General features: G+C 73.9%; 10 protein-coding genes. 2 read left to right on the top strand and 8 right to left on the bottom strand.

Annotated elements, in window-relative coordinates; all coding sequences use genetic code 11:
• Positions 1-57 precede the first annotated feature (57 nt).
• A complete protein-coding gene (locus tag ACIBBD_RS33775; RefSeq protein WP_399423390.1) occupies positions 58-1,095 on the top strand; it encodes an LPXTG cell wall anchor domain-containing protein in 1,038 nt (345 codons plus the stop codon).
• A gap of 189 nt (positions 1,096-1,284) precedes the next feature.
• Here ACIBBD_RS33775 and ACIBBD_RS33770 read toward each other — a convergent pair whose 3' ends face one another.
• From ACIBBD_RS33770 to ACIBBD_RS33735, 8 genes are all read right to left on the bottom strand, one after another.
• The gene (locus ACIBBD_RS33770) at positions 1,285-3,138 is read right to left on the bottom strand and encodes a GMC oxidoreductase (RefSeq protein ID WP_399423389.1); all 1,854 of its coding nucleotides are present in this window, start codon (positions 3,136-3,138) and stop codon (positions 1,285-1,287) included.
• Positions 3,139-3,167: 29 nt separating this feature from the next.
• Entirely contained in the window at positions 3,168-4,799 is a 1,632-nt protein-coding gene (locus tag ACIBBD_RS33765; protein WP_399423388.1) for a succinic semialdehyde dehydrogenase, read from the bottom strand.
• 272 nt (positions 4,800-5,071) lie between these two features.
• Positions 5,072-6,823 (bottom strand): serine/threonine-protein kinase, encoded by a 1,752-nt coding sequence (locus tag ACIBBD_RS33760; protein ID WP_399423387.1) that lies wholly within the window; start codon positions 6,821-6,823, stop codon positions 5,072-5,074.
• A 63-nt stretch (positions 6,824-6,886) separates the two neighbouring features.
• A complete protein-coding gene (locus tag ACIBBD_RS33755) occupies positions 6,887-8,566 on the bottom strand; it encodes a serine/threonine-protein kinase (protein WP_399423386.1) in 1,680 nt (559 codons plus the stop codon).
• Between the two features lie 267 nt (positions 8,567-8,833).
• Complete coding sequence (locus ACIBBD_RS33750) at positions 8,834-10,459, bottom strand: serine/threonine-protein kinase (protein WP_399423385.1); 1,626 nt, start codon at positions 10,457-10,459, stop codon at positions 8,834-8,836.
• Between the two features lie 98 nt (positions 10,460-10,557).
• Complete coding sequence (locus tag ACIBBD_RS33745; RefSeq protein WP_399423384.1) at positions 10,558-12,378, bottom strand: serine/threonine-protein kinase; 1,821 nt, start codon at positions 12,376-12,378, stop codon at positions 10,558-10,560.
• Positions 12,379-12,533: 155 nt separating this feature from the next.
• The gene (locus ACIBBD_RS33740; protein WP_399423383.1) at positions 12,534-15,173 is read right to left on the bottom strand and encodes a protein kinase; all 2,640 of its coding nucleotides are present in this window, start codon (positions 15,171-15,173) and stop codon (positions 12,534-12,536) included.
• Positions 15,174-15,393: 220 nt separating this feature from the next.
• Positions 15,394-17,511, bottom strand: coding sequence for a serine/threonine-protein kinase (locus tag ACIBBD_RS33735; RefSeq protein WP_399423482.1), 2,118 nt, complete (start codon positions 17,509-17,511; stop codon positions 15,394-15,396).
• Between the two features lie 685 nt (positions 17,512-18,196).
• On the opposite strand from ACIBBD_RS33735, the gene ACIBBD_RS33730 reads away from it, so the two are divergent.
• Positions 18,197-19,276, top strand: coding sequence for a serine hydrolase domain-containing protein (locus tag ACIBBD_RS33730; RefSeq protein WP_399423382.1), 1,080 nt, complete (start codon positions 18,197-18,199; stop codon positions 19,274-19,276).
• Positions 19,277-19,689 lie beyond the last annotated feature (413 nt).

The raw sequence follows: 19,689 nt of genomic DNA, 5'->3' as shown, positions 1-19,689 counted from the left end.
ACTCCCGCGCCCCCACATTCTGCGGAAGGCCTCCCCCAACCGATTTCCGAGGTCTTCATGAAGCTTCGCCGCACTCTGGTCACCGCTGCCGCGACGGCCGCGATCGTGCCGCTCGCCCTGCTGTCCGCGCCCGCCGCGTTGGCGGAGGAGAGCGGGTCGCCCTCCGCGAGCGCCTCCGAGTCGGAGAGCACGTCCGCCTCCCCGTCCGCGTCGGAGACCACGGGGGCGTCCGCCTCCGCGTCCGACACCACGTCCCCCTCGGCGTCGGCGTCGGCGTCGGAGAGCCAGACCACCTCCAGCTCGCCGTCCGGCTCCGCGTCGCAGTCCTCGTCCTCCTCGGCGTCGACCTCCGCGAGCGCGTCGGCCAGCGAGGACGACGACTCGTTCGACCCGTACACGGACTGCGAGACCATCGACCTGGACGAGAACCTCTCGGCCATGATCAAGGGCCTGCCCAGCAAGATCGTCGCGGGTTCCGGCTGGCACGACTTCGAGTACGTCGTCGAGAACAACACCGGCGCCGATCTCAAGAACCTGTACATGACCACGTTCCTCGAGTACGCCGACGAGACGGACGCCTGGCTGTCCGAGGGCCTCGCTGTCATCCAGGTCAAGGAAGACGGCAAGTGGACCGACGCCTACCAGGAGGCCTACGAGGACGAGGACGGCAAGATCGTCAACGTCACCGGTTCCTTCGTGGCCCTGCTCGACGAGCTGGAGAAGGGTGACTCCGCCGCCCTCGACCTGCGCGTGAAGGTCAAGGCGGCCGCCCCGGCGGGCGCCTCGTTCGCGCTGAGCCAGGCCATCTACGTGGGCGACAAGGCCGACTGCCACTTCAACGGCGACTTCTACGACGTCCAGATCCTCGCCGCGGGCAGCAACGCCGGCGACGTCGACGACGCCGAGCCGAACGGTGACAAGCCCAGCAACGGCGCCAAGCCCCAGGGCAGCGCCAAGCCGATCAGCGGCAGCCTCGCCTCGACCGGCTCCGACTCCGCCCTCCCGATGATCGGCCTGGTCGGCGGCGTCGCCGTCATCGCCGGCGCGGGCGCGGTGTTCGTGGCCCGTCGCCGCAAGACCGGCGCGCACGCGTAACACGCCGGAGCACCCGGCTGGACCAGCGAGGGGACCTGCGCTCGGAGGGGGGCGCAGGTCCCCTCGCCCATGTCCTGGGCGGGAAAACCGGCGGCTGCGCCCACGGCGGCCGCCGCCGGAAGACCGCCCATCCCTTGCCCGGGCGGGGATCCCCCACGCCCGGACGGCCCCCTGCTGCCCCTCCGGTCCCTACTTCTTCGGCGGGACCGTCGGCATCCCGAGGAACGGCAGCCGCAGCGCGGCGAACGCCTCCGGCGGGACCACCGGCGCCTTCGGCTCCACCGGCTTCAGCCGCTCGTACGCCGTGCCCTGGGCCGGGCGCGGGTCCTCCTCGCCCTTGTTCGGCCAGTAGGACATCGCGCGCTCGGCCTGCGCGGTGATCGTCAGGGACGGGTTGACGCCCAGGTTTGCCGAGACGGCGGCGCCGTCCACGACCGAGATGCCCGGGTGGCCGTACAGGCGGTGGTAGGGGTCGATGACGCCGGTCTCGCGGGAGGCGCCGATCGGGCAGCCACCGAGGAAGTGGGCGGTGAGGGGGGTGCCCATCAGCTCGCCGACGTTGGAGCCGGCGAAGCCGTTGATGTCGGCGGCGATGGCGGACGCGGCCTCGGAGGCCGCCTTGATCTGCTTGGGGTTGGGGCTGCCGTGGCCCTGCCGTGCCGTCAGCAGGCCCTTGCCCACACCGCTCTGCTTCAGGTACGTCGTGAGCGAGTTGTCCAGCGACTGCATCACCAGGCCGATGATGGTCCGCTCCGACCAGCGGCGGTTGGAGAGGGAGCGCAGGACGAGGAGAGGGTGGCGGGCCGCGTTCGCCAGCCAGGCACCCACCCGCGACGACCCCTCCACGTACGGCACCTGGAGGATCGACAGGCTGCCCATCGAGTTGGAGCCCTTGCCGTAGCGGACCGGCTCGATGTGGGTGTTGGGGTCCGGGTGGATGGAGGAGGTGATGGCGACCCCGCGCGTGAAGTCGACCTTCGCCTGCCCCGTCACCTTGTGGTAGCGGCGGTCGTCGGTCTGGGCGCCGACCAGCGCCTCGGAGTTGGTGCGGGTCAGCTCGCCCAACCGGTCCGAGAGATACGGCAGCCGGCCGTTCTCCTTCATGCGGTGCAGCAGGGTCTGGGTGCCGTAGGTGCCGGCGGCGAGGACGACCCTGCGGGCCTTGAAGGTCCTGCCCTTCCCCTTCCTCCTCCGGTCGGTGGGGAGGGTGGCCACGGCGTAGCCGCCCCGCGAGTCGTCCGTGACCGAGACGACCGTCGTCAGGGGGTGGACGACCGCGCCCGCCTTCTCGGCGAGGTACAGGTAGTTCTCGTTCAGGGTGTTCTTCGCCCCGTGGCGGCAGCCGGTCATGCACTCGCCGCACTCGGAGCAGGCCCCGCGGGACGGGCCCGCGCCGCCGAAGTAGGGGTCCGGCACCTCGTCGCCCGGCCGCGCCTTCACCGACCCGTCGGCGTCCTGCCCGTCCCCGAAGAACACGCCGACCGGCGCCATGTGGAAGGTGTCCCCGACGCCCATCCGCTCGGCGGCCGCCTTCAGGTGCACGTCGGAGGGGGTCGTCGTCGGGTTGAGCCGTACACCGAGCATGCGGCGCGCCTGGTCGTAGTACGGCTTCAGCTCCTCCTCCCAGTCGGTGATGTCCCGCCACTGCGGGTCCTCGAAGAAGGGCTTCAGCGGGACGTACAGGGTGTTGGCGTAGTTGAGGGAGCCGCCGCCGACGCCCGCGCCGGCCAGGACCATGACGTTGCCCAGCAGGTGGATGCGCTGGATGCCGTACAGGCCGAGCCTGGGCGCCCACAGGTAGTTCTTCAGGTCCCAGGAGTTCTTGGGGAGGGTGGCGCGGGTGAAGCGGCGGCCGGCTTCCAGGACGCCGACGCGGTAGCCCTTCTCCGTCAGGCGCAGCGCCGTGACCGAGCCGCCGAAGCCGGAGCCCACCACGATGACGTCGTAGTCGTACCCGTCCTCGTCCCGGGGTCCGTCCTCGTCCCGGTACCCGTCCTCCTTCCGGTACCCGTCCCGGATCTGGGCAGAGTTCTCCTGTGACACGTGCTCTCCTCGTTGAGAACGGGTGCTGTCTAGCGGAAGCGGAACGCCTTCATCAGTCGCAGGCTCCTGCTCATGAACTGCGCGTACCTCTCGTCGTCCATGCCCAGCGCGGGCGCCATCGGCAGCAGCCGCTGCTGGGCCACGGTCTGGGCCTCGGTGTACTTGAGGATGCCCTCGGAGCCGTGGCGGCGGCCGAGGCCGGAGTCCTTCATGCCGCCCATCGGGGACTGGACGCTGCCGTAGGCGGGGGCGTATCCCTCGTTGACGTTGACCGTGCCGGTGCGCAGGCGGGCGGCGACCTCGCGGCCACGGCGGCCGTCCTTCGTCCAGACCGAGGCGTTCAGGCCGTACGGGGTGGAGTTGGCGCGTTCGACCGCCTCGTCGTCGGTCTTGAAGCGGTAGACCGAGACGACCGGGCCGAAGGTCTCCTCCGTGCAGACGGACATGGGTTCCGTCACGCCGTCGAGGATCGTCGGCTCGAAGAAGTACGGGCCGACGTCCGGGCGGGCGACCCCGCCGGCCACCACCCTCGCGCCCTTGGCCACCGCCTCCTCCACGTGCCGCCGCACCGTCTCCAGCTGGCGTTCGCCGACGAGGGAGCCCATGTCGGCGCCGTAGGCGAGGGAGGTGCCGAGGCGCATGGCCTTGGTGCGGGCGGCGAAGCGCTCGAGGAAGGCGTCCGCTATGGACTCGTGGACGTACAGCCGCTCGATGGAGATGCAGAGCTGGCCGGCGGAGGAGAAGCAGGCGCGGACCGCACCGGCGGCCGCCTTCTCCACGTCGGCGTCCTCGAGGACCAGCATGGCGTTCTTGCCGCCGAGTTCGAGGGAGACGCCGACCAGGCGGGCGGCGGCGCCCCGGGCGACCTCGCGGCCGGTGCGGGTGGAGCCGGTGAAGGAGACGTAGTCGGCGTGCCGGACGACCTCCGGGCCGACGACCGGGCCCTCGCCGATGACGACCTGGAAGACCTCGGCGGGCAGGCCCGCCTCGATGAGCAGGTCACGGGCCCACAGGGCGGTCAGGCAGGTCTCCGTGTCGGGCTTCATGACGACCGCGTTGCCCGCGACGAAGGCGGGGAGCGCGTCGCCGACCGAGAGTTCCAGCGGGTAGTTCCAGGGGGCGATCTGGCCGACGACACCGCGCGGGTGGCGCAGTTCGGTGACCTTCGTCAGGGTCGGCATGGCGCCCGCGTGCCGCTTGGGCCGCAGGTAGGCGGGGGCCTTGCGGCCGTAGTGGCGGGCGGCGACCACGACCGCCTGCACCTCTTCGTGGGCGTGGAGGCGGGCCTTGCCGGTCTCCAGCTGGATCAGGTCGAGGACCTCACCCTGGCGCTCCAGCACCAGGTCGTGGAAGCGGAGGAGGACCGCGGCGCGCTCCCGCACGGGCACCCGCGCCCACACCTGCTGCGCGGCACGGGCCGCCGCGAACGCCTTCTCCACGTCCTCGGGGGTGGACTCGGGCAGGTCGGCGAGCTTCTCGCCGGTGAACGGCGTGTGGTTCGCGGTGCGACCGGATCCCACCACGCCCTTGGTCAGGTGGGCCACGAGCTGCGGGGTGACCACGTCGGCGGCGGTACGGACGCCGACGGGGGCGGGGGCGAGGGGGTTGGTACCGACCGTGGTCGTGGTGCCGGTCTTCTCCGGGGCCTGCGAGTCCGTCATGACGCGCAGGGTATGACGTGGGGAGGGCTTTTGGTACCCGTCGGTAATAGGCATTCACCGACCGCACACACACTGCCAGTGGTCACTGGCAGCGAAGCTGCTGATCAGGGCGTTGTGCGGTGATGTCCGGCGGTCTTCCGCGGTTCCCCCGCCTTCTGAGCCTTCCCCGCGTTCCGAGCCTTCCGAGCGCTTCGCGTCATCCCCGTGTGCCGAGCGCTCGGTGCGGTCCGCGCGTCCCGAGCGCTCCGCGCGTTCCCGTGGTCTCGCGCGTCCTACGGCGCTTCGATCCGCAGGCGGTCGCGGGCGCCCTTGAAGACCGCCGTGCCCTTCTTCTCGCTGGGCGTGCCTTTGGGCATGTCCACACGCAGTGCGTACATGCGGCCGTCGCCGGTGAGGACGAAGAGCTCCATGACGCGGGTTGGGGACTCCTCCATGTCGTAGGTGGTGTCGGACAGGGCGGCGTCGTGGCCCTGGAAGCTGGTGCGGGTCGTCTGGTTGCGCGCGTCGTGGTTGTAGCTGTTCCAGGTCTCGTACGACTCCTGCGCCTGGGCCATCGGGGTGCCGGGCGCCTTGTCCCACCGGGTGAGGCGGACCTGGACGAGGCCGGTGTCGTAGACGACGAGCCGGGGCTGGTCGTCGGCGTCGCCTTCCCGGGCGGCCTCCTTGTACTCGGCGGGGAGGGCGAGGACGGCGTCCAGGTCCTTCTCGCGGTGGGCGATCCAGGTGCCGGGGGCGGGAGAGGGAGAGCCCGTGGGGGAGGCGGACGCCGTGGCGGCGGCGGTCGGGGCGGCGGGGCCGGGGGCGTCGGCGACGGTGCGTTCGGTGGCCGCGCTGTCCTCCGCCTCGAGGAGGACGCCGGAGGTGGCCAGCCAGGCGCCGCCGGCGAGAAGGACGGCGAGGCCGGCACCGACGAGGACCGGGCGGCGGGGGCGGGCGGAAGCCGGGGTCGGGACCGGGGTGGTGACGGTGTCCGGGGTGGAGGCGGTGTCCGGAGCCGGGGTGGGGGTCGCTCCCGGCGTGGGGGTGGGGTCGGAGGCCGGGGCGGGATCGGAAGCCCGGGCCGGCTGTGTCAGCCGTACGGTCCCGAGGTCGTCGGCGAATTCGCGCAGGCTCGAGCAGTCCTGGGTCTCCGTCACCTCGTCCTCGGGGACGGGCGGTACGGGCCACCCCTCGGCCACCGCTTCCAGGACCACGGCGACCTGCTCCGCGCCGGGGCGGCGCTCGGGGTCCTTCTCCAGGAGCCGCACGACCAGCGGCCCGAGCGGACCGGCCTGTTTCGGCTCGGGCGGCTCGGCGGCGAGGATCGCGGCGAGCGTGGACTCCAGGGTCGTCCGACGGAACGGGGACCAGCCCTCGACCGCCGCGTACAGCAGGACGCCGAGGGACCACAGGTCGGAGGCGGGGCCGGCGATCCGTCCGGACATGCGTTCCGGTGCGATGAACTCCAGCGAGCCGACGAACTCCCCGCTGACCGTCAGCGATTCCTCGCCCTGGACGTGCGCGATGCCGAAGTCGGTGAGGACGACCCGGCCGTGGGGGCCGAGCAGGACGTTGGCGGGCTTGACGTCGCGGTGGACGATGCCGACGGCGTGGGCGGCGCGCAGGGCGCCGAGGACGGCGAGGCCGATGCGGGCGGCCTCGGCGGGTGCCAGCGGCCCGCGCCGCAGCACCTCGTGCAGGGACTCGCCGCGGACCAGCTCCATGACGATCCAGGGCAGTCCGTCCGGGCCGGCGGTCCCGTCCTCCTCCTCCACGACGACGTCGTGGATGGAGACCGCGGCGGGGTGGTCGACGCGGGCGGCGGCCCGGGCCTCCCGGTAGAGACGGTGGGCGGCCCGCCGGTGGGACTCGTCCTGCGGGTCGCCGGGCAGACGGGGCTGCTTGACGGCGACCTCGCGCGCCACGAGCTCGTCGCGCGCCCGCCAGACAGTGCCCATGCCGCCGGAGCCGATACGCTCCAGCAGCCGGTAACGGCCGCCCACCGTACGGCCCTTGTCGGCTCCGGGGTCCCCGCCATCGTTCATGCCCCATGACTACCACGAGCGGGCGGTCCCACCCATCGCCGCGGGCGAACCGTTCCGCCGCGGTCAGAACGTGTCGAGTTCCAGGTTCGCGATCGCCGTCCGGGCGACCTCGCGGCCGCGCTCCGCGAAGTCGCCCTTGCCCGGGTAGGCGATGGTGAGCCGGTACATGTCGCCGGCGGAGGACTTGTAGTACAGGATCCTCAGCTCGCGGGGACGGGGGGCCTGGGTGTCGTCGGTGGTGTACGTGACGGTGTTCTCGGCGGCCTTCCTCCCGTGGAAGGCCGCGTCGCCGTCGGGCCGGGTCCGCGGTGCCTTCGGCATGTCGAGCCGGTAGCTGCCGTTGGTCTTGAACTCGTCGTTGTCCTCGTACATCTCGGCGGCGGCGGAGTCCTTGATGTCGCCCACCGTGTCCTCCGCCTTGCGCTCCACCGACAGCACGATCGACAGGGCACCGCTCGGGTCGGTGTAGCTGACCCAGTGACCGTCGTCGGAGGTCCGGTCGGGAACGCCCTTCTGGTACCCGTCGGGCACCGCCAGCGTCGCCGTGACGTCCTTCGCGTGGACCGTCTTCCAGCCCTCCGGCAGCGGTCCCGCGAACGGATCGGCGAGCACCAGATACGCCGTCACCGCCGCCGCGACGACCGCGGCCCCGAGCCCGATCCACGCCGAACGGCCGAACCGGAACCGTCTGCGGGACACCTCGGTGTGCTGCACGACCTGGGTCGGCACCGGAGCCGGCGGGTTCGCGGCGCGCTCCAGCAGGGCGCGGACCTGCGCGGCCTGCGGCCGGCGCGCCGGGTCCTTCTGCAGCAGGCCGTTGATGGCCTCGGCGAGCGGGCCCTGCGCGGCGGCGGGCGGCGCGGGCGCGGCGTTGAGCACGGACTGGAGCGTGGCCGGGGTGTTGCTGCGGCGGAACGGCGAGACGCCCTCCGTCGCCGCGTACAGCACGACCCCGAGGGACCACAGGTCGGACGCCGGGCCCGGGCGCTGGCCCAGCACCCGCTCGGGCGCGATGTACTCGGGGGAGCCGACGAAGCCGCCGGTGTCGGTCAGGTTCGTCTCGCCCTCGATCTGCGCGATGCCGAAGTCGGTGAGGACGACCCGGTCGTGCCGGCCGAGGAGCACGTTGTCCGGCTTCACGTCGCGGTGCAGGATGCCGGCCGCGTGCGCGGCCTCCAGCGCGCCGAGCACCTCCAGGCCGATCCGCGCCGCGTCGCGCGCGCTGAGCGTGCCCTCCTGCAGGGCGCTGCCGAGGGAGCGTCCGTGGACCAGTTCCATCACGATCCACGGCTGCCCGTCGACGACGGCGACGTCGTGGACGTTCACGACGGCCGGATGGTCCAGCCGGGCCGCGGCCCGCGCCTCGCGCCGCATGCGTTCGAAGGCGTTGGCCCGTTCACGTTCGGGAAGGTGGTCCGGTACGCGGGGTTCCTTGACGGCGACCTCGCGGTCCACCGTCTCGTCCTTGGCCCGCCACACCGTGCCCATACCACCGTGCCCGAGCTTGGAGACGAGCCGGTAGCGGCCCGCGATGAGCCGTCCGACACCCGGTTCCTGCGGTTCGGACGCCCTTCGCGGCGGCACGGCGGCCGCCTGCGGCACCCCCTGGGCCACCGGCTGCGGCACCGGCTGCGGCGACTGCGCAGGACCCGGTGAATGCGGCGGTGGCGGCGACTGCGGCGGTTGCAGAACAAAACTCGTCGTCTCGTCGGGCCCGTGGCCGGCTCCCCCGTTGTGGCTCATGACTTTATCCATATCGCGCCACGCGGACCGGTTTCCACCGGCAGCCCACACCGGTCACAGACCCGTGACGCGGGCCGCCCCTTATCTCCGCATTGGCCGGCGGGACAGGTGGTCGCCGCACGCGGGCACGGCGGTCGGCCCACACCGACACGGTGGTGACCTGCGCGGCACGGCGGTCGCCCGACGCCAACCCGCCGGCGGTTCACGCCGACACGGTCGCGTCCTCACGTCACACGGCGGCGGCCTCACGCCGATACGGTCGCGGCCTCATACCGGTACGAACGTGTCGACCGCCACGTCGAAGTACTGCCGCGCCTCCCGCGCCTTCTCCACCGGCGCCGACACCCACACGTCGTACAGCCGGCCGCCCTCCTCCCAGCACAGGTCGAAGGTGTGCCGGGGGCCCTCCGCGGCGCTGAAGCCGTCCCAGGTGAACTCCCAGAGGGCGGCGGGGCGTCCGTCGCGCGTGGTCTCGGTGACCCGGCCGTTCCGGTAACCGGGATTGGTGTCCGCGCCTTTGACGGCCGCCGCCTTCAACACCGAGAGTGGGCCGCCGGGTTGAGGCTGGGTGACCCTGACGCCGAGGCGGAAGGTCCGCCCCGGGGACATGTAGAAGACCCGCTCGCCCTGCGGGACCCGGGTGAAGCCCTCGGGGACCGCGAACGCGTACCCGGCCGGGTCGTCGACGACACGGTAACCGGAGGGCGCGCCGGGACGGCCCTGGGCGGGGGCGGACACGGAACCGCTCATCGTCGGGACGGCCGTCGAGCCGCTCACCGTGGGGACGGGCACCGAGCCGCTCACCGTCGGGGTGGCCGCTGAGCCGCTCACCGTGGGGCCGGGCCACGGCGGCGTACCGCCCCCGCCGCCCCGGTCCATCAGCAGCGCCGCCGCCGACACCCCCGCCCCGGCCATCGCGGCGACCAGCAGCGCGGCCACCAGCACGCCCCGCGTGGGCCGCTCCCGGCCGGCGGGCACGGACGGGTCCGCGGAACGCTGACGGGGCAGGTCCGCCTGGGTGGGCGTGTATCCGGTCCGCGCCGGCGCCGGCGGCGTGCGCCCGGTCGCCAGGAAGGCGCGCAGCATCCGCTCCGCCTCCGCCGCGTCCAGCCGCCGTTGCGGATCCCGCTCCAGCAGCCCCCGTACGACGGGCAGGAGCGGCGCCGCCTGCGGGGGCGTACGGATGTCGGCGACGACGACGGCGTGCAGGATGCCGCCCAGGGAGTCGCGGCGGAACGGCGACTCGCCGCTCAGGACGGTGCACAGCAGCGCGCCCAGCGACCACAGGTCGGAGGCGGGACCGGTCCGCTCCCCCGACATGCGTTCCGGCGCGGTGTACTCGGGGGAGCCGACGAACGAGCCGGTCTCGGTGAGCGTGGTCGCGCCCGCGACCTGGGCGATGCCGAAGTCGGTGAGGACGGCGCGCCCGGAGCCGGACTCGACGAGGACGTTCGCGGGCTTGATGTCCCGGTGCAGGACCCCGGCCGCGTGGGCGGCGCGCAGAGCGCCCAGCAGGTCGGCGCCGATCCGGGCCGCCTCGCGCGGTTCGACCGGGCCGTGTTCGGCGATCCGGTCGGCGAGCGAACCGCCGTCGATCAACTCCATGACGATGTAAGGCCGCTCGTCCTCCTCGACGACGTCGTGCACCACGATGATGTGCGGATGGCTCAGCTGGGCGACCGCTCGGGCCTCCCGCAGGGTCCGGTCGTGGCGGGCGCGGGCCTCCTCCTCGGAGAGGGAGTCGTCCGGCACCAGTTCCTTGACGGCCACCTGCCGCCCCAGCAGCCGGTCGGTGGCCCGCCACACGACACCCATGCCACCGCGCCCGAGTCTCGCCTCGAGCCGGTAGCGGCCCGCGATGACCCGGACGCCGGCCTCCCCCTCGGTCCCCATGCGCCCCATCATGCCGCACCGGACGCCCCGCCTCCGGGGCGCCGACCGGCCAAGTCGGGGACGGTGAACGGGCCGCACGGCGACCACGCGTCACGGGGTCACGAGGTGCTCTGCGGCTCCCGCCAGCTCTGCAGCACGGCCCTGAACTGCTGGGCGGTCGTGTCCCAGTCCTCGGCCGGCGAGGACATGTAGATCGCGTATTCGGTGCCGTCGCGGGAGATGTACGTCTCCTCGATCGCGCGCCGGGGCCCGGGGAAGTCCGTGTCCTTGGCCAGCGCGGTCCAGGTGTACTCCCACTCGGCGCCCCGGCGGTCGCGGTAGACGTTCCGCTCGAGGGTGACCCGGTCGTAGTCGACCAGCCGCTGGAGCTCCCGCTCGAGGTCGATCTGGTGGACGTAGGGGTCGTCGTAGTCCGGGGAGGCGTCGAGGGCGATGCGGACCAGGTGCTCGCCGTCGTCGGGCGTGTAGTCGACCTGCTTCAGGTCGCCGTCGTCCTGGTACACCTGCCGCTCCCAGCCCTCCGGCAGGGAGAGCCCGAAGCCCAGCGGGTCGGTGACCGGCTCCCAGGTGTCGGGGACGGTGCCCTCCTGCGCCGCCTTGCCGGTGGTGGTGGGCGAGGGGCTCGGTGAGGAGGCGGACTCCGCGCTCGACCGACGGTCCTCGTCCCACTTCTGCACCGTCACCGCCGTACCGCCGCCGACGAGCGCGGCCACGGCGACCACGAGCGCGAGCGTGCGCAGCCGGCGGTGCGGGGACGAGGCCCTGGGCGGGGCCGGGTGGGCGGCCGGGACGCCCCCGGGCCCCGGGACGGACGTCGACGCCTCCGGCCCGGGTGCGTACGGGCTGCCGGACGCGTAGTGCGTCCCGCCGCCCTGAGCGCCCGGTGTGCCCGGCGTGGTCTGCGTGCTGTGCGTGGCTCCGGGCACGAAGTGGGTGCCACTGCCCCGCGCACCTGGCGCGCCCCGCGTGATCCCGGAGGCGAAGTGCGTCCCGTCGCCCTGCGCGGCCCCGGACGGCAGGAGCGTCCCGGTGCCGTGTGTGCCCCCGCCCGACCGGCCGGCACCCGCGTGCTGCGTCGGCACGTACGCCTGGGCCCCGCTCGGGCGGCGGCCCTCCGCCGCTTCGGCGAGCAGGCGCTCCGCCTCGGCGGTGTCGGGCCGTGCCGCCGGGTCCTTGCGGAGCAGGGCGGCGATCACCGGCTCGAGCGGACCGGCGTACCGGGGCTCGGCGGCCTCCTCCTCGACGACCGCCTGCATGGTGCTCAGCGGCGAGGTGCGGCGGAACGGCGAGCGGCCCTCCACCGCCGTGTACAGCGTCGCGCCGAGCGCCCACAGGTCGCAGGACGCGCCGGGGTCCTGGCCACGGACCCGCTCGGGGGCGAGGTAGTCGACCGAACCGACGACCTCACCGGTGCGGGTGATGGTGGTGTCACCCTCGATCTGGGCGATGCCGAAGTCGGTGAGCAGGACGCGGCCGTCGTGGGCGAGGAGCACGTTGCCGGGCTTGACGTCGCGGTGCAGGACACCCGCGGAGTGCGCGGCGCGCAGGGCGCGCAGCACCCACAGGCCGATCCGGGCGGCCTCGGTGGGCTCGACGCGCCCGTCCTCGCGGACCGCGTCGGCCAGCGAGCGGCCCTCGACCAGCTCCATCACGATCCACGGGCGGCCGTCGTGTTCGAGCACGTCGTGCACGGTGACGACGGCGGAGTGGTTGATCCGCGCGGCGGCGCGGGCCTCCGCCCGGGTGCGCGCGAGCAGTCGTTCCTGGTCGCTCTCGGAGACGTAGAGGGCAGCGGTCAACTCCTTGACGGCGACGCCCCGGTGCAGCAGCTCGTCGTGCGCGCGCCACACGCGGCCCATGCCGCCGCTGCCGAGGGTGTCGACGAGCCGGTAGCGGCCCGCGATGAGCAGGCCCTGCATCTGATTCACGTTGCCCCGCAATGCTCTTGACAAGGTCAGAGTAAAGACCGGTCCGCGTCCGGGGAACCGGCGGGGGCCCAAGGAAACCGCACTGTGACGGTTGTCGCTTCCGGGACGAACGGGGAACCGCAGGAGCGGGTGACCTGCCGGTCGACTCAGCCCGTGTACCGGTAGCTGGCCGACGCCTGCTCGAACAGCCGCGTCACCTCGTCCCGCTCGGCCTCCGGGCCGCGGAGTTGGACGACGTGGTAGCGCCCGTCGAGGAGGAGGGCGAGGTTGCGCACGAACAGCTCGCGCCCGTCGTCGCCGGTCCAGGTGAACTGCCCCTCGGCCATGATCCGCCCGCCCACCTCGATGGTCCGCAGCCCGGAGGCGGTGGCCCAGCTGGAGTCGCGGTAGGGCTGCAGTTCGCTCTCCTTCTCCCGCTGGTAGGCCATCGGGTCGCTGCCGTACCGGGACGCGGCGTCACGCCCGGGCACGATGATCAGCTCGAAGCCGGCGTGCGAGTAGACCACCTGCCCGCGCCCGTTCTTCGGGGTGCGGTCCCAGCCGTTGGCGACGGCGATCCGGAAGCCCTCGGCGTCGTCGCGCAGGGTGAATCCGTCGGGCACGTCGGCGTCGGACTGCGTCTCGGTGACGCCCGAGTCGGACGACGCGGAGGCACCGGAGCTCGGTCCGGGGGCGTCCTCGTCGTCGGGCCGGGGCTCACTGCTCGCCTCGGGTGCCGGTTCGACCTGGCCGGCGGCGCCGGTCCGCTCGGCCCCTGGCGCGCCGTCGGCCCCTTCCTCACCGGCCTTCGGCATGAACAGCACCGCGTACGCGACCGCCGCGGCCAGCGCCAGCAGGACCAGCACGAGCAGGGTGCGGCCCAGGCTGCGGGGCGAACGGGTCGTCTCCCGCCGGGCCCGCTTGTGCCGTCCGCTGGTCGCGGGCAGCCCGGCGCGCCGGCGGCGCACCAGCTCGCCCTTGCGGCGCACGATCGGCAGCCGGCGCGGATCGGTCGGCGGCGCGGCGACGACGTAGGTGCCCGCCTCCGGCTCCGGCGCCGAGCGCACCAGCGAGCGCAGCCAGCCGCGCAGTTCCTCGAAGTCGAGGCGCTCGGTGGGGTCCTGGCGCAGCAGCGACTCCACGACGGGTCGCAGCGGCCCGCACTCCTCGGCGAAGGCCGGCGGCTCGGCGCACACCATCTGCACCAGTTCCGCCGTCGACTCCTCCGGATACGGCGCGTGCCCCTGGACGGCACGGAAGAGCAGCGCGCCGAGCGCCCACAGGTCGGTGGCGGGCCCGATGGGTGCGGCCAGCTGCCAGTTCTCGTGCACGGGTCCGGCCTGCTCCGGCGCCCACCGCTCGGTGACGGGCCCGACGACGGCCATCCGCGCCTGCCGCGCCCGCTCGGCGGCCAACGCGGTCGCGGGCCCCCGCCGCGCCCCGGCCCCGGCCACCAACTCGTCCCAACGGGCCCCCGCCCGCACCTCACCACCCGCCGCCATGCCCTGCGCGGGCATGGGACCACCCGCCGCCAGACCCTGCGCGGGCACGGGAGCACCTGCCGCCTGCACGCCCTGCGGCGGCACGGGGACAGGTCCCACGGGTCCCGCCGGCCCGGGCGTACCCCGCACGCCGTACGGGTCGGCGATCTGCCCCGGGGACGTGCCGCGCGTGCCAACCGGCCCCGGCTCCCGCCCGGTGCCGAGGGCGTACGGCGACGGCGGCGTGCCTCCGGCAGCGGTGTCGCCCTCGGCCGCGGTACGGGCCCCCGGCAGTGCCGCCCGCTCGCTCTGCTGGGCCTCCTGGACCCGGGCCGCCGCCCGCGCGCCGGCCCGGTAGGCGGCGATCGCCCCGGCTCGCGCGGCGCGAATGTCCCCGCCGGTCTCCACGGTTCTGCGGGCCACCGCACCGGAGTCCCCGGGCGCCGGCTCGGTCCCCGCAGTCGGCAGCCCGCCGGCCGCCCGCGCCTCGATCGCGGCCCGCCGGGCGGCCTCGGGATCCGCCGCGGCCCCGCCGAGGGCCGCGAACCCACCGGGCCCCGGCCGTCCCGCGGGACCACCGCCCGCCGGTTCCAGGGCACCACCGAAACCGCCGCCGGCCGGGCCCGGGCCCACCGGCCCCCTGAGCCCCGCGCCTTCCTGGGCGGCGAGGCCCTCCCGACCCGCCTGCGGCTCGTCGGCCTCCTCCGGCGGCACCGGGTCGTACCCGCACAACGCCTCTTCCGCCGCCCCGACCGCCAGCCCGGTCAGCATGACCCGGCCGTCGTCGCAGACGAGGACCGTGCGCGCGGTGATGTTCCGGTGCACCCAGCCGTGCGCGTGCAGCACCCTCAGCGCCATGAGCACGTCGGAGGCGACCTCGGCCGCCCGGTACGGGGTCAGCGGCTTCTCGGCGAGCAGCGCCGCCAGTGGCCGGGCGGCCACGAACTCGCTCACTATCCACAGCGAGCCGCCCTCGGCGAACACGTCGAAGACCTGGTCCAGCCGCGGATGGTCGGGGATGCTCGCCGCGGCCTGCGCCGCCTCCACCGCCCGCCGTACGACCGGGTCGGCGGGCCGCCGCGTACTCGCGCCCACGCGCCCCGTCGGACGCCGTGCACCGCGCTCACGGGCCGTGAAGCCCTCGGGCAGCCCTTCCGCGTCGAGCACCTCCGCCTCGACGACCTCCGGCAACGGCACCTGCCGGACCAGGACTTCCTGCCCGCTGTAGGTGTCGAAGGCCAGGGTCTCGGTGAGTTCGTACTCGTCGGAGGGCGGCAGCGGCAGGCGGTAGCGGTCGGCGAGCACCCGTCCCGCATAGTCGTCCACGTTGCCTCCCCCGGCCACCCGGTCGGTCAAGTCCGTTCGCCCAGCGGCCCGTTCCCGCCGTGTCCGGCCGTATCCAGCCGCACAGCTGGATGCGTACGGTCCGCAGGCATTCACGATACGTGCCGGAGGCAATCCGCAGAGAGGGGATGCCAGATCTCACGCACCGAACACGCGACGCCCGGCCGCCGCCCGGCGCCCACCGCGCAGCACCGGCCCCGCCCTACTTCTTCGGCGCGAACGTCTCCGTCAGCGTCTTCCAGGTGCTCTGCCGCAGGTCGCTGTCCCACGCGGCGGACTTCGCCGTGTACATCAGGGCGTACCCCTGATGGTCGTTCACGACGAATCCGCGGTCGATCGTGCGGTAGGCGGTCCCGCCGTCCACATAGGTGAACTCCCAGTCGGCCGTGTTCCAGCCGCGGTAGTCCACCTGCGCTATTCGGATCCTGCTGTACTGGGAGCGCTGCATGGAACGCTCCTGGTTCTTCCAGTCCGCGACGGGGTCGTCCTTGGGCGTGGTCGTCCACGCGACGAGCAGCTTCTGTCCGTCGGGGCCGGTGAACCGGTCCCCCGCCGCGTCCGTGGACCGGTACTTCCACCCGGTGGGCAGCCCGATCGAGTAGCCCTGCTTGCCCCGGTGCGTCGTCGCGGCCGTGCTGCTGTCGGTGGGGGAGACGCCGGATCCGGTGCCGCCGGTCGTCGAGGTGCCGGCGCCGGGCGAGCTGCTGCCGGACGCGGAACCGGCCGGCGCGGACTGCGACGCCGATCCGTCCGTACGGGTCCCGCCGGTCTCGTCGTCCTTGGTGTCCGCGCCGGTATTCCGGCTGGCGGTGACCTTCGCCCCACCGCCCTGCGCACCGCCGGCGTTGTCGCCGTCGTCCCCACCGAGCGTGAGGGCGAGCACCGTGCCGAGCACCGCGAGGACCACCACCACGGCGATGATCACGAGGGTCCGCTTCGGCACCACGTCGGTGAGCGGCGCCCTGGGCACGGGCCGCGGCGGCAGATCCGGCGGGGTCATCACGGGCCACCCCGAACTCCGCGCTCCGGCCCCGCCGCTGCCCGCACGAGCGCCCTGAGCACCCGACGAGCCGTTCACACCGGCCGAGGAGGGGCGGGACCCGGAAGCGGACGCCGCCCCGCTGGTGGCGGGCTTCGTCCTGGCCGGGACGGCAGGCGCGGCGGCCGCGGAAGCGGCGACACCCGCAGCCCCGGAACCGGCACGGGAACCGGCGCCGGCGCCGCCTGTCGCCGCTTCCTCCGTCCGCACGCTCCCCGAGGGGGTCGTACCGCTCGCCGACTTGGCGCGGGCCGCGGCCGAGGTGGCCGCCCCCGCCGCGACGGCGGCCTTCCGCACGGACCGCAGGGCCCCGCGCAGCTTCTCGGCCGCCTCGCCGACCGCCGGACCGCCCTTGCCACCCGGGCCGTCCGGCTGCATCGGCAGCGGCACGAGCTTGGTCGCGTCCGCCGGCTCGGCGTCCCTGGGCTCGGGCGCGTGGATCACCGCGTTGAGCTTCTCCCGCGCACCGGCGTCGTCGAGCCGCCGCGCGGGGTCCTTGGTGAGCAGGCCGTAGATGACGTCCTTCAGCGGACCCGCGTTCTTCGGCTCCTCCAACGGCTCGGTCATGACGGCGGTGAGCGTCGCGATCGCGGAGCCCTTGTCGTACGGGGGCGTGCCCTCGACCGCCGCGTACAGCAGGCCGCCGAGCGACCACAGGTCGGCCGCCGGTCCGGGCTTGTGCCCTCGGGCCCGCTCCGGGGAGATGTAGGAGGGTGCGCCGACGAGCATGCCGGTGGAGGTGATGGACGGGTCGCCCTCGACCTGGGCGATGCCGAAGTCGGTGAGGACCACCCGGCCGTCCTCGGCGATCAGCACGTTCGACGGCTTCACGTCACGGTGCAGGATGCCCTCGCGGTGGGCCGACCGCAGCACGTCGAGGATCGCCAGCCCGACCTCCGCCGCCCGCTTCGGTTCGAGCACGCCGTCCTCGCGGATGACCTCGGCGAGCGACTTGCCCTCGACGAGCTCCATCACGATCCACGGCCGGTCGTCCTCGTCGACCACGTCGAAGACCGTCACCGCGCTGTTGTTGCGGATCCGCGCGATGGCCTTGGCCTCGCGCAGCGTCCGCGTGATCAGCCGGCGCTTCTCCTCCTCGTCGATGTTCGACGGGAACCGCAGCTCCTTGACGGCGACCGTCCGCCCGAGGGTCTCGTCCTCGGCGCGCCACACCGTCCCCATGCCGCCGCGGCCGAGTACGTCTCCCAGCCGGTACCGCCCGGCGAGGAGACGTGCGCTCTTGTCCTGACGGGATGCCCCCGCCCGCTCCGCCTCCGACATGCGTCCCCTCATGCAACCCGCCCTGACAGAGCCTCCATTGTCCCTCACCCGACAAGTGCCCAACGCCCAGGGTGCCCCTCACCGCGCCACAGCACCGGCGCATTTCGGCCAGAAGGTACAGCTCACTCCAGCCAGCCCCCGGAACTGGCCCCGGGCTGACGTCCCTTCGTCCCCCCACCGAGGCACGGCGCCGACTTCACCCGGGCAGCGGGGCGGCGCCCGCCCGGGCCCGGGCAGCGTTCGGCCAAGCCGACCGGTGGCTCCGGCCAGGCGGACGGAACGACCACCCCTCACCACACGGAACAGCCTCCTGCCAGGTCTTACGGCGCCCCATCCAAGCCCCGCCGCGACCTCTCCAACCGACTCCGCATTGCCCGGCGCGGGTCCGGCCCGTTCCCGGCGCGGGTCCGGCCCGTTCCCGGCACGCCCGGCGTGGGTCCGGCACATTCCTGGCGCGGGACAGGCACGGGTCCTGCACAGGTTCGGCGCGGAACAGGCGCGAGTCCGGCGCGGGTCCGGCACCTTTCCGACACAAGCAGGGCACCCGCCCGGCGCGGGTCCGGCACGTCCACAGCACGTGCCCGTCCCGTCCGGGGCCGGCCGACACGGGTCCGCCGCAGCGCCCGTCCCTCCGCCCTGCATGATGGGCACCACATCAGGGCCGAAGGGGAGGGGAGGATCGTCGATGCCACCCATGCCTGCGGTGCCGCCGATGCGCCCCGTCCCGCCGATGCTGAGTCTGCTGGCCGTGCCGGCGGCGCTGCTGCTCGTCGTCCTGACCACGGCCGGCTCCCGGGCGACCTCGCCCCAGGCCACGGACCCCCTCCTCTCCCTGCTGCTCACCCGGGGCAAGGCCCCCGCGGCGGCTCTGCTGGCCCGCGAGGAGGCCGACACCCGCTATGCCGAGGCGGGACCGGGCATCGCCCGACCTGACCACTTCCGGGCCGGCAGCATCACCAAGACGTTCCTCGCCACCGTCGTGCTCCAACTGGCCGCCGAGCACCGGCTGTCGCTGTCCGACCCGGTGGAGCGGTACCTGCCCGGTCTGGTGCGCGGAGCGGGAAACCACGGGCGCGCGCTGACCCTGCGTTCCCTGCTCACCCACACCAGCGGTCTGTACGACTACACCCGGGACACCCGCGGCACCGAACCCGTCACCGCTGTGCAAGCCGTCCGTATCGCGCTCACCCACCCTCCGGCCGACCGCGGCCGCTTCGCCTACTCCAACACCAACTACGTCCTGCTCGGCCTGGTCGTCGAACACGTCACCGGCCGCTCCTACGCCGCGGAGGCCGAGCGGCGCATCATCGCTCCGCTCGCCTTGACGGGCACCTCCTTCCCGGGCTCCCGCGTCTCCTTGCCCACACCGCACGGCCGTGCCTACGACACGGACGGGACCGACGTCACCGAACTCGACCCACGGACGGCCGGAGCCGCGGGCGAGCTGGTGACCACGCTCACCGACCTGGACCGCTTCTACGGGGCGCTTCTGGGCGGTGAGTTGCTCACCCCGCGCTGGCTGCGCGAGATGCTCGACACCCGCGCCGCACACGGCTCGTACGGCATGGGCCTGTTCCCTGCGACGCTTCCCTGCGGTGTGACCGTGTGGGGACACAACGGCCGGATCTCCGGCAGCTACGTGCGCACCGCGGCCACCGTCGACGGCCGGCGTGTCCTCACCTTCCGCGTGAACACGACGGCGCTGGCCGACCCCGACCTCGAACCGGCCCTGCTCGCCGCCGAGTTCTGCCCCAGCACCTCATAGAACGAGCCGCTTCCGAACGGAGATCCCACCTCACGACACTCGTTCGAGTGAACCGCCTCTCCGACACGAGGCGGCACGTCAAGGCACCGCGTGAAGACGGCACGTGAATGAAGACGGCACGTGAGGACGGCCTGGACACGAGGCTCCGGCCGACCACGAGGCGTTGCCGACGAGGCCCCAGCCGAACCCGGAGCCCGTAGGCACGAAGCACCGGGGGGGGGGGGGGGGGGGGGGGGGGGGGGGGGGGGGGGGGGGGGGGGGGGGGGGGGGGGGGCCGGGGGGGGGGGGGGGGGGGGGGGGGGGGGGGGGGGGGGGCGCCCGGTGCGTCGCCGGTGCCGTGCGGGGCGGCGTGGTGGGCGGGGGTGCGCTCTTCGGAAGGGGCGTGCTCCCCCGATGGGACGTGCTCCCCCGAG

This window comes from Streptomyces sp. NPDC051315, from assembly GCF_044455165.1.
In the GTDB taxonomy this organism is placed as follows: domain Bacteria; phylum Actinomycetota; class Actinomycetes; order Streptomycetales; family Streptomycetaceae; genus Streptomyces.
Note: the sequence above shows the minus strand (reverse complement) of the source record. Positions and strands in the feature narration are given on the sequence as shown.

Excerpts from the sequence above, each read along its gene's own strand:
- ACIBBD_RS33750 (WP_399423385.1), bottom strand. The coding sequence starts at position 10,459 with ATGGGGACCGAGGGGGAGGCCGGCGTCCGGGTCATCGCGGGCCGCTAC.
- ACIBBD_RS33765 (WP_399423388.1), bottom strand. The coding sequence starts at position 4,799 with ATGACGGACTCGCAGGCCCCGGAGAAGACCGGCACCACGACCACGGTC.
- ACIBBD_RS33745 (WP_399423384.1), bottom strand. The coding sequence starts at position 12,378 with ATGCAGGGCCTGCTCATCGCGGGCCGCTACCGGCTCGTCGACACCCTC.
- ACIBBD_RS33730 (WP_399423382.1), top strand. The coding sequence starts at position 18,197 with ATGCCACCCATGCCTGCGGTGCCGCCGATGCGCCCCGTCCCGCCGATG.
- ACIBBD_RS33755 (WP_399423386.1), bottom strand. The coding sequence starts at position 8,566 with ATGAGCCACAACGGGGGAGCCGGCCACGGGCCCGACGAGACGACGAGT.
- ACIBBD_RS33775 (WP_399423390.1), top strand. The coding sequence starts at position 58 with ATGAAGCTTCGCCGCACTCTGGTCACCGCTGCCGCGACGGCCGCGATC.
- ACIBBD_RS33760 (WP_399423387.1), bottom strand. The coding sequence starts at position 6,823 with ATGAACGATGGCGGGGACCCCGGAGCCGACAAGGGCCGTACGGTGGGC.
- ACIBBD_RS33735 (WP_399423482.1), bottom strand. The coding sequence starts at position 17,511 with ATGTCGGAGGCGGAGCGGGCGGGGGCATCCCGTCAGGACAAGAGCGCA.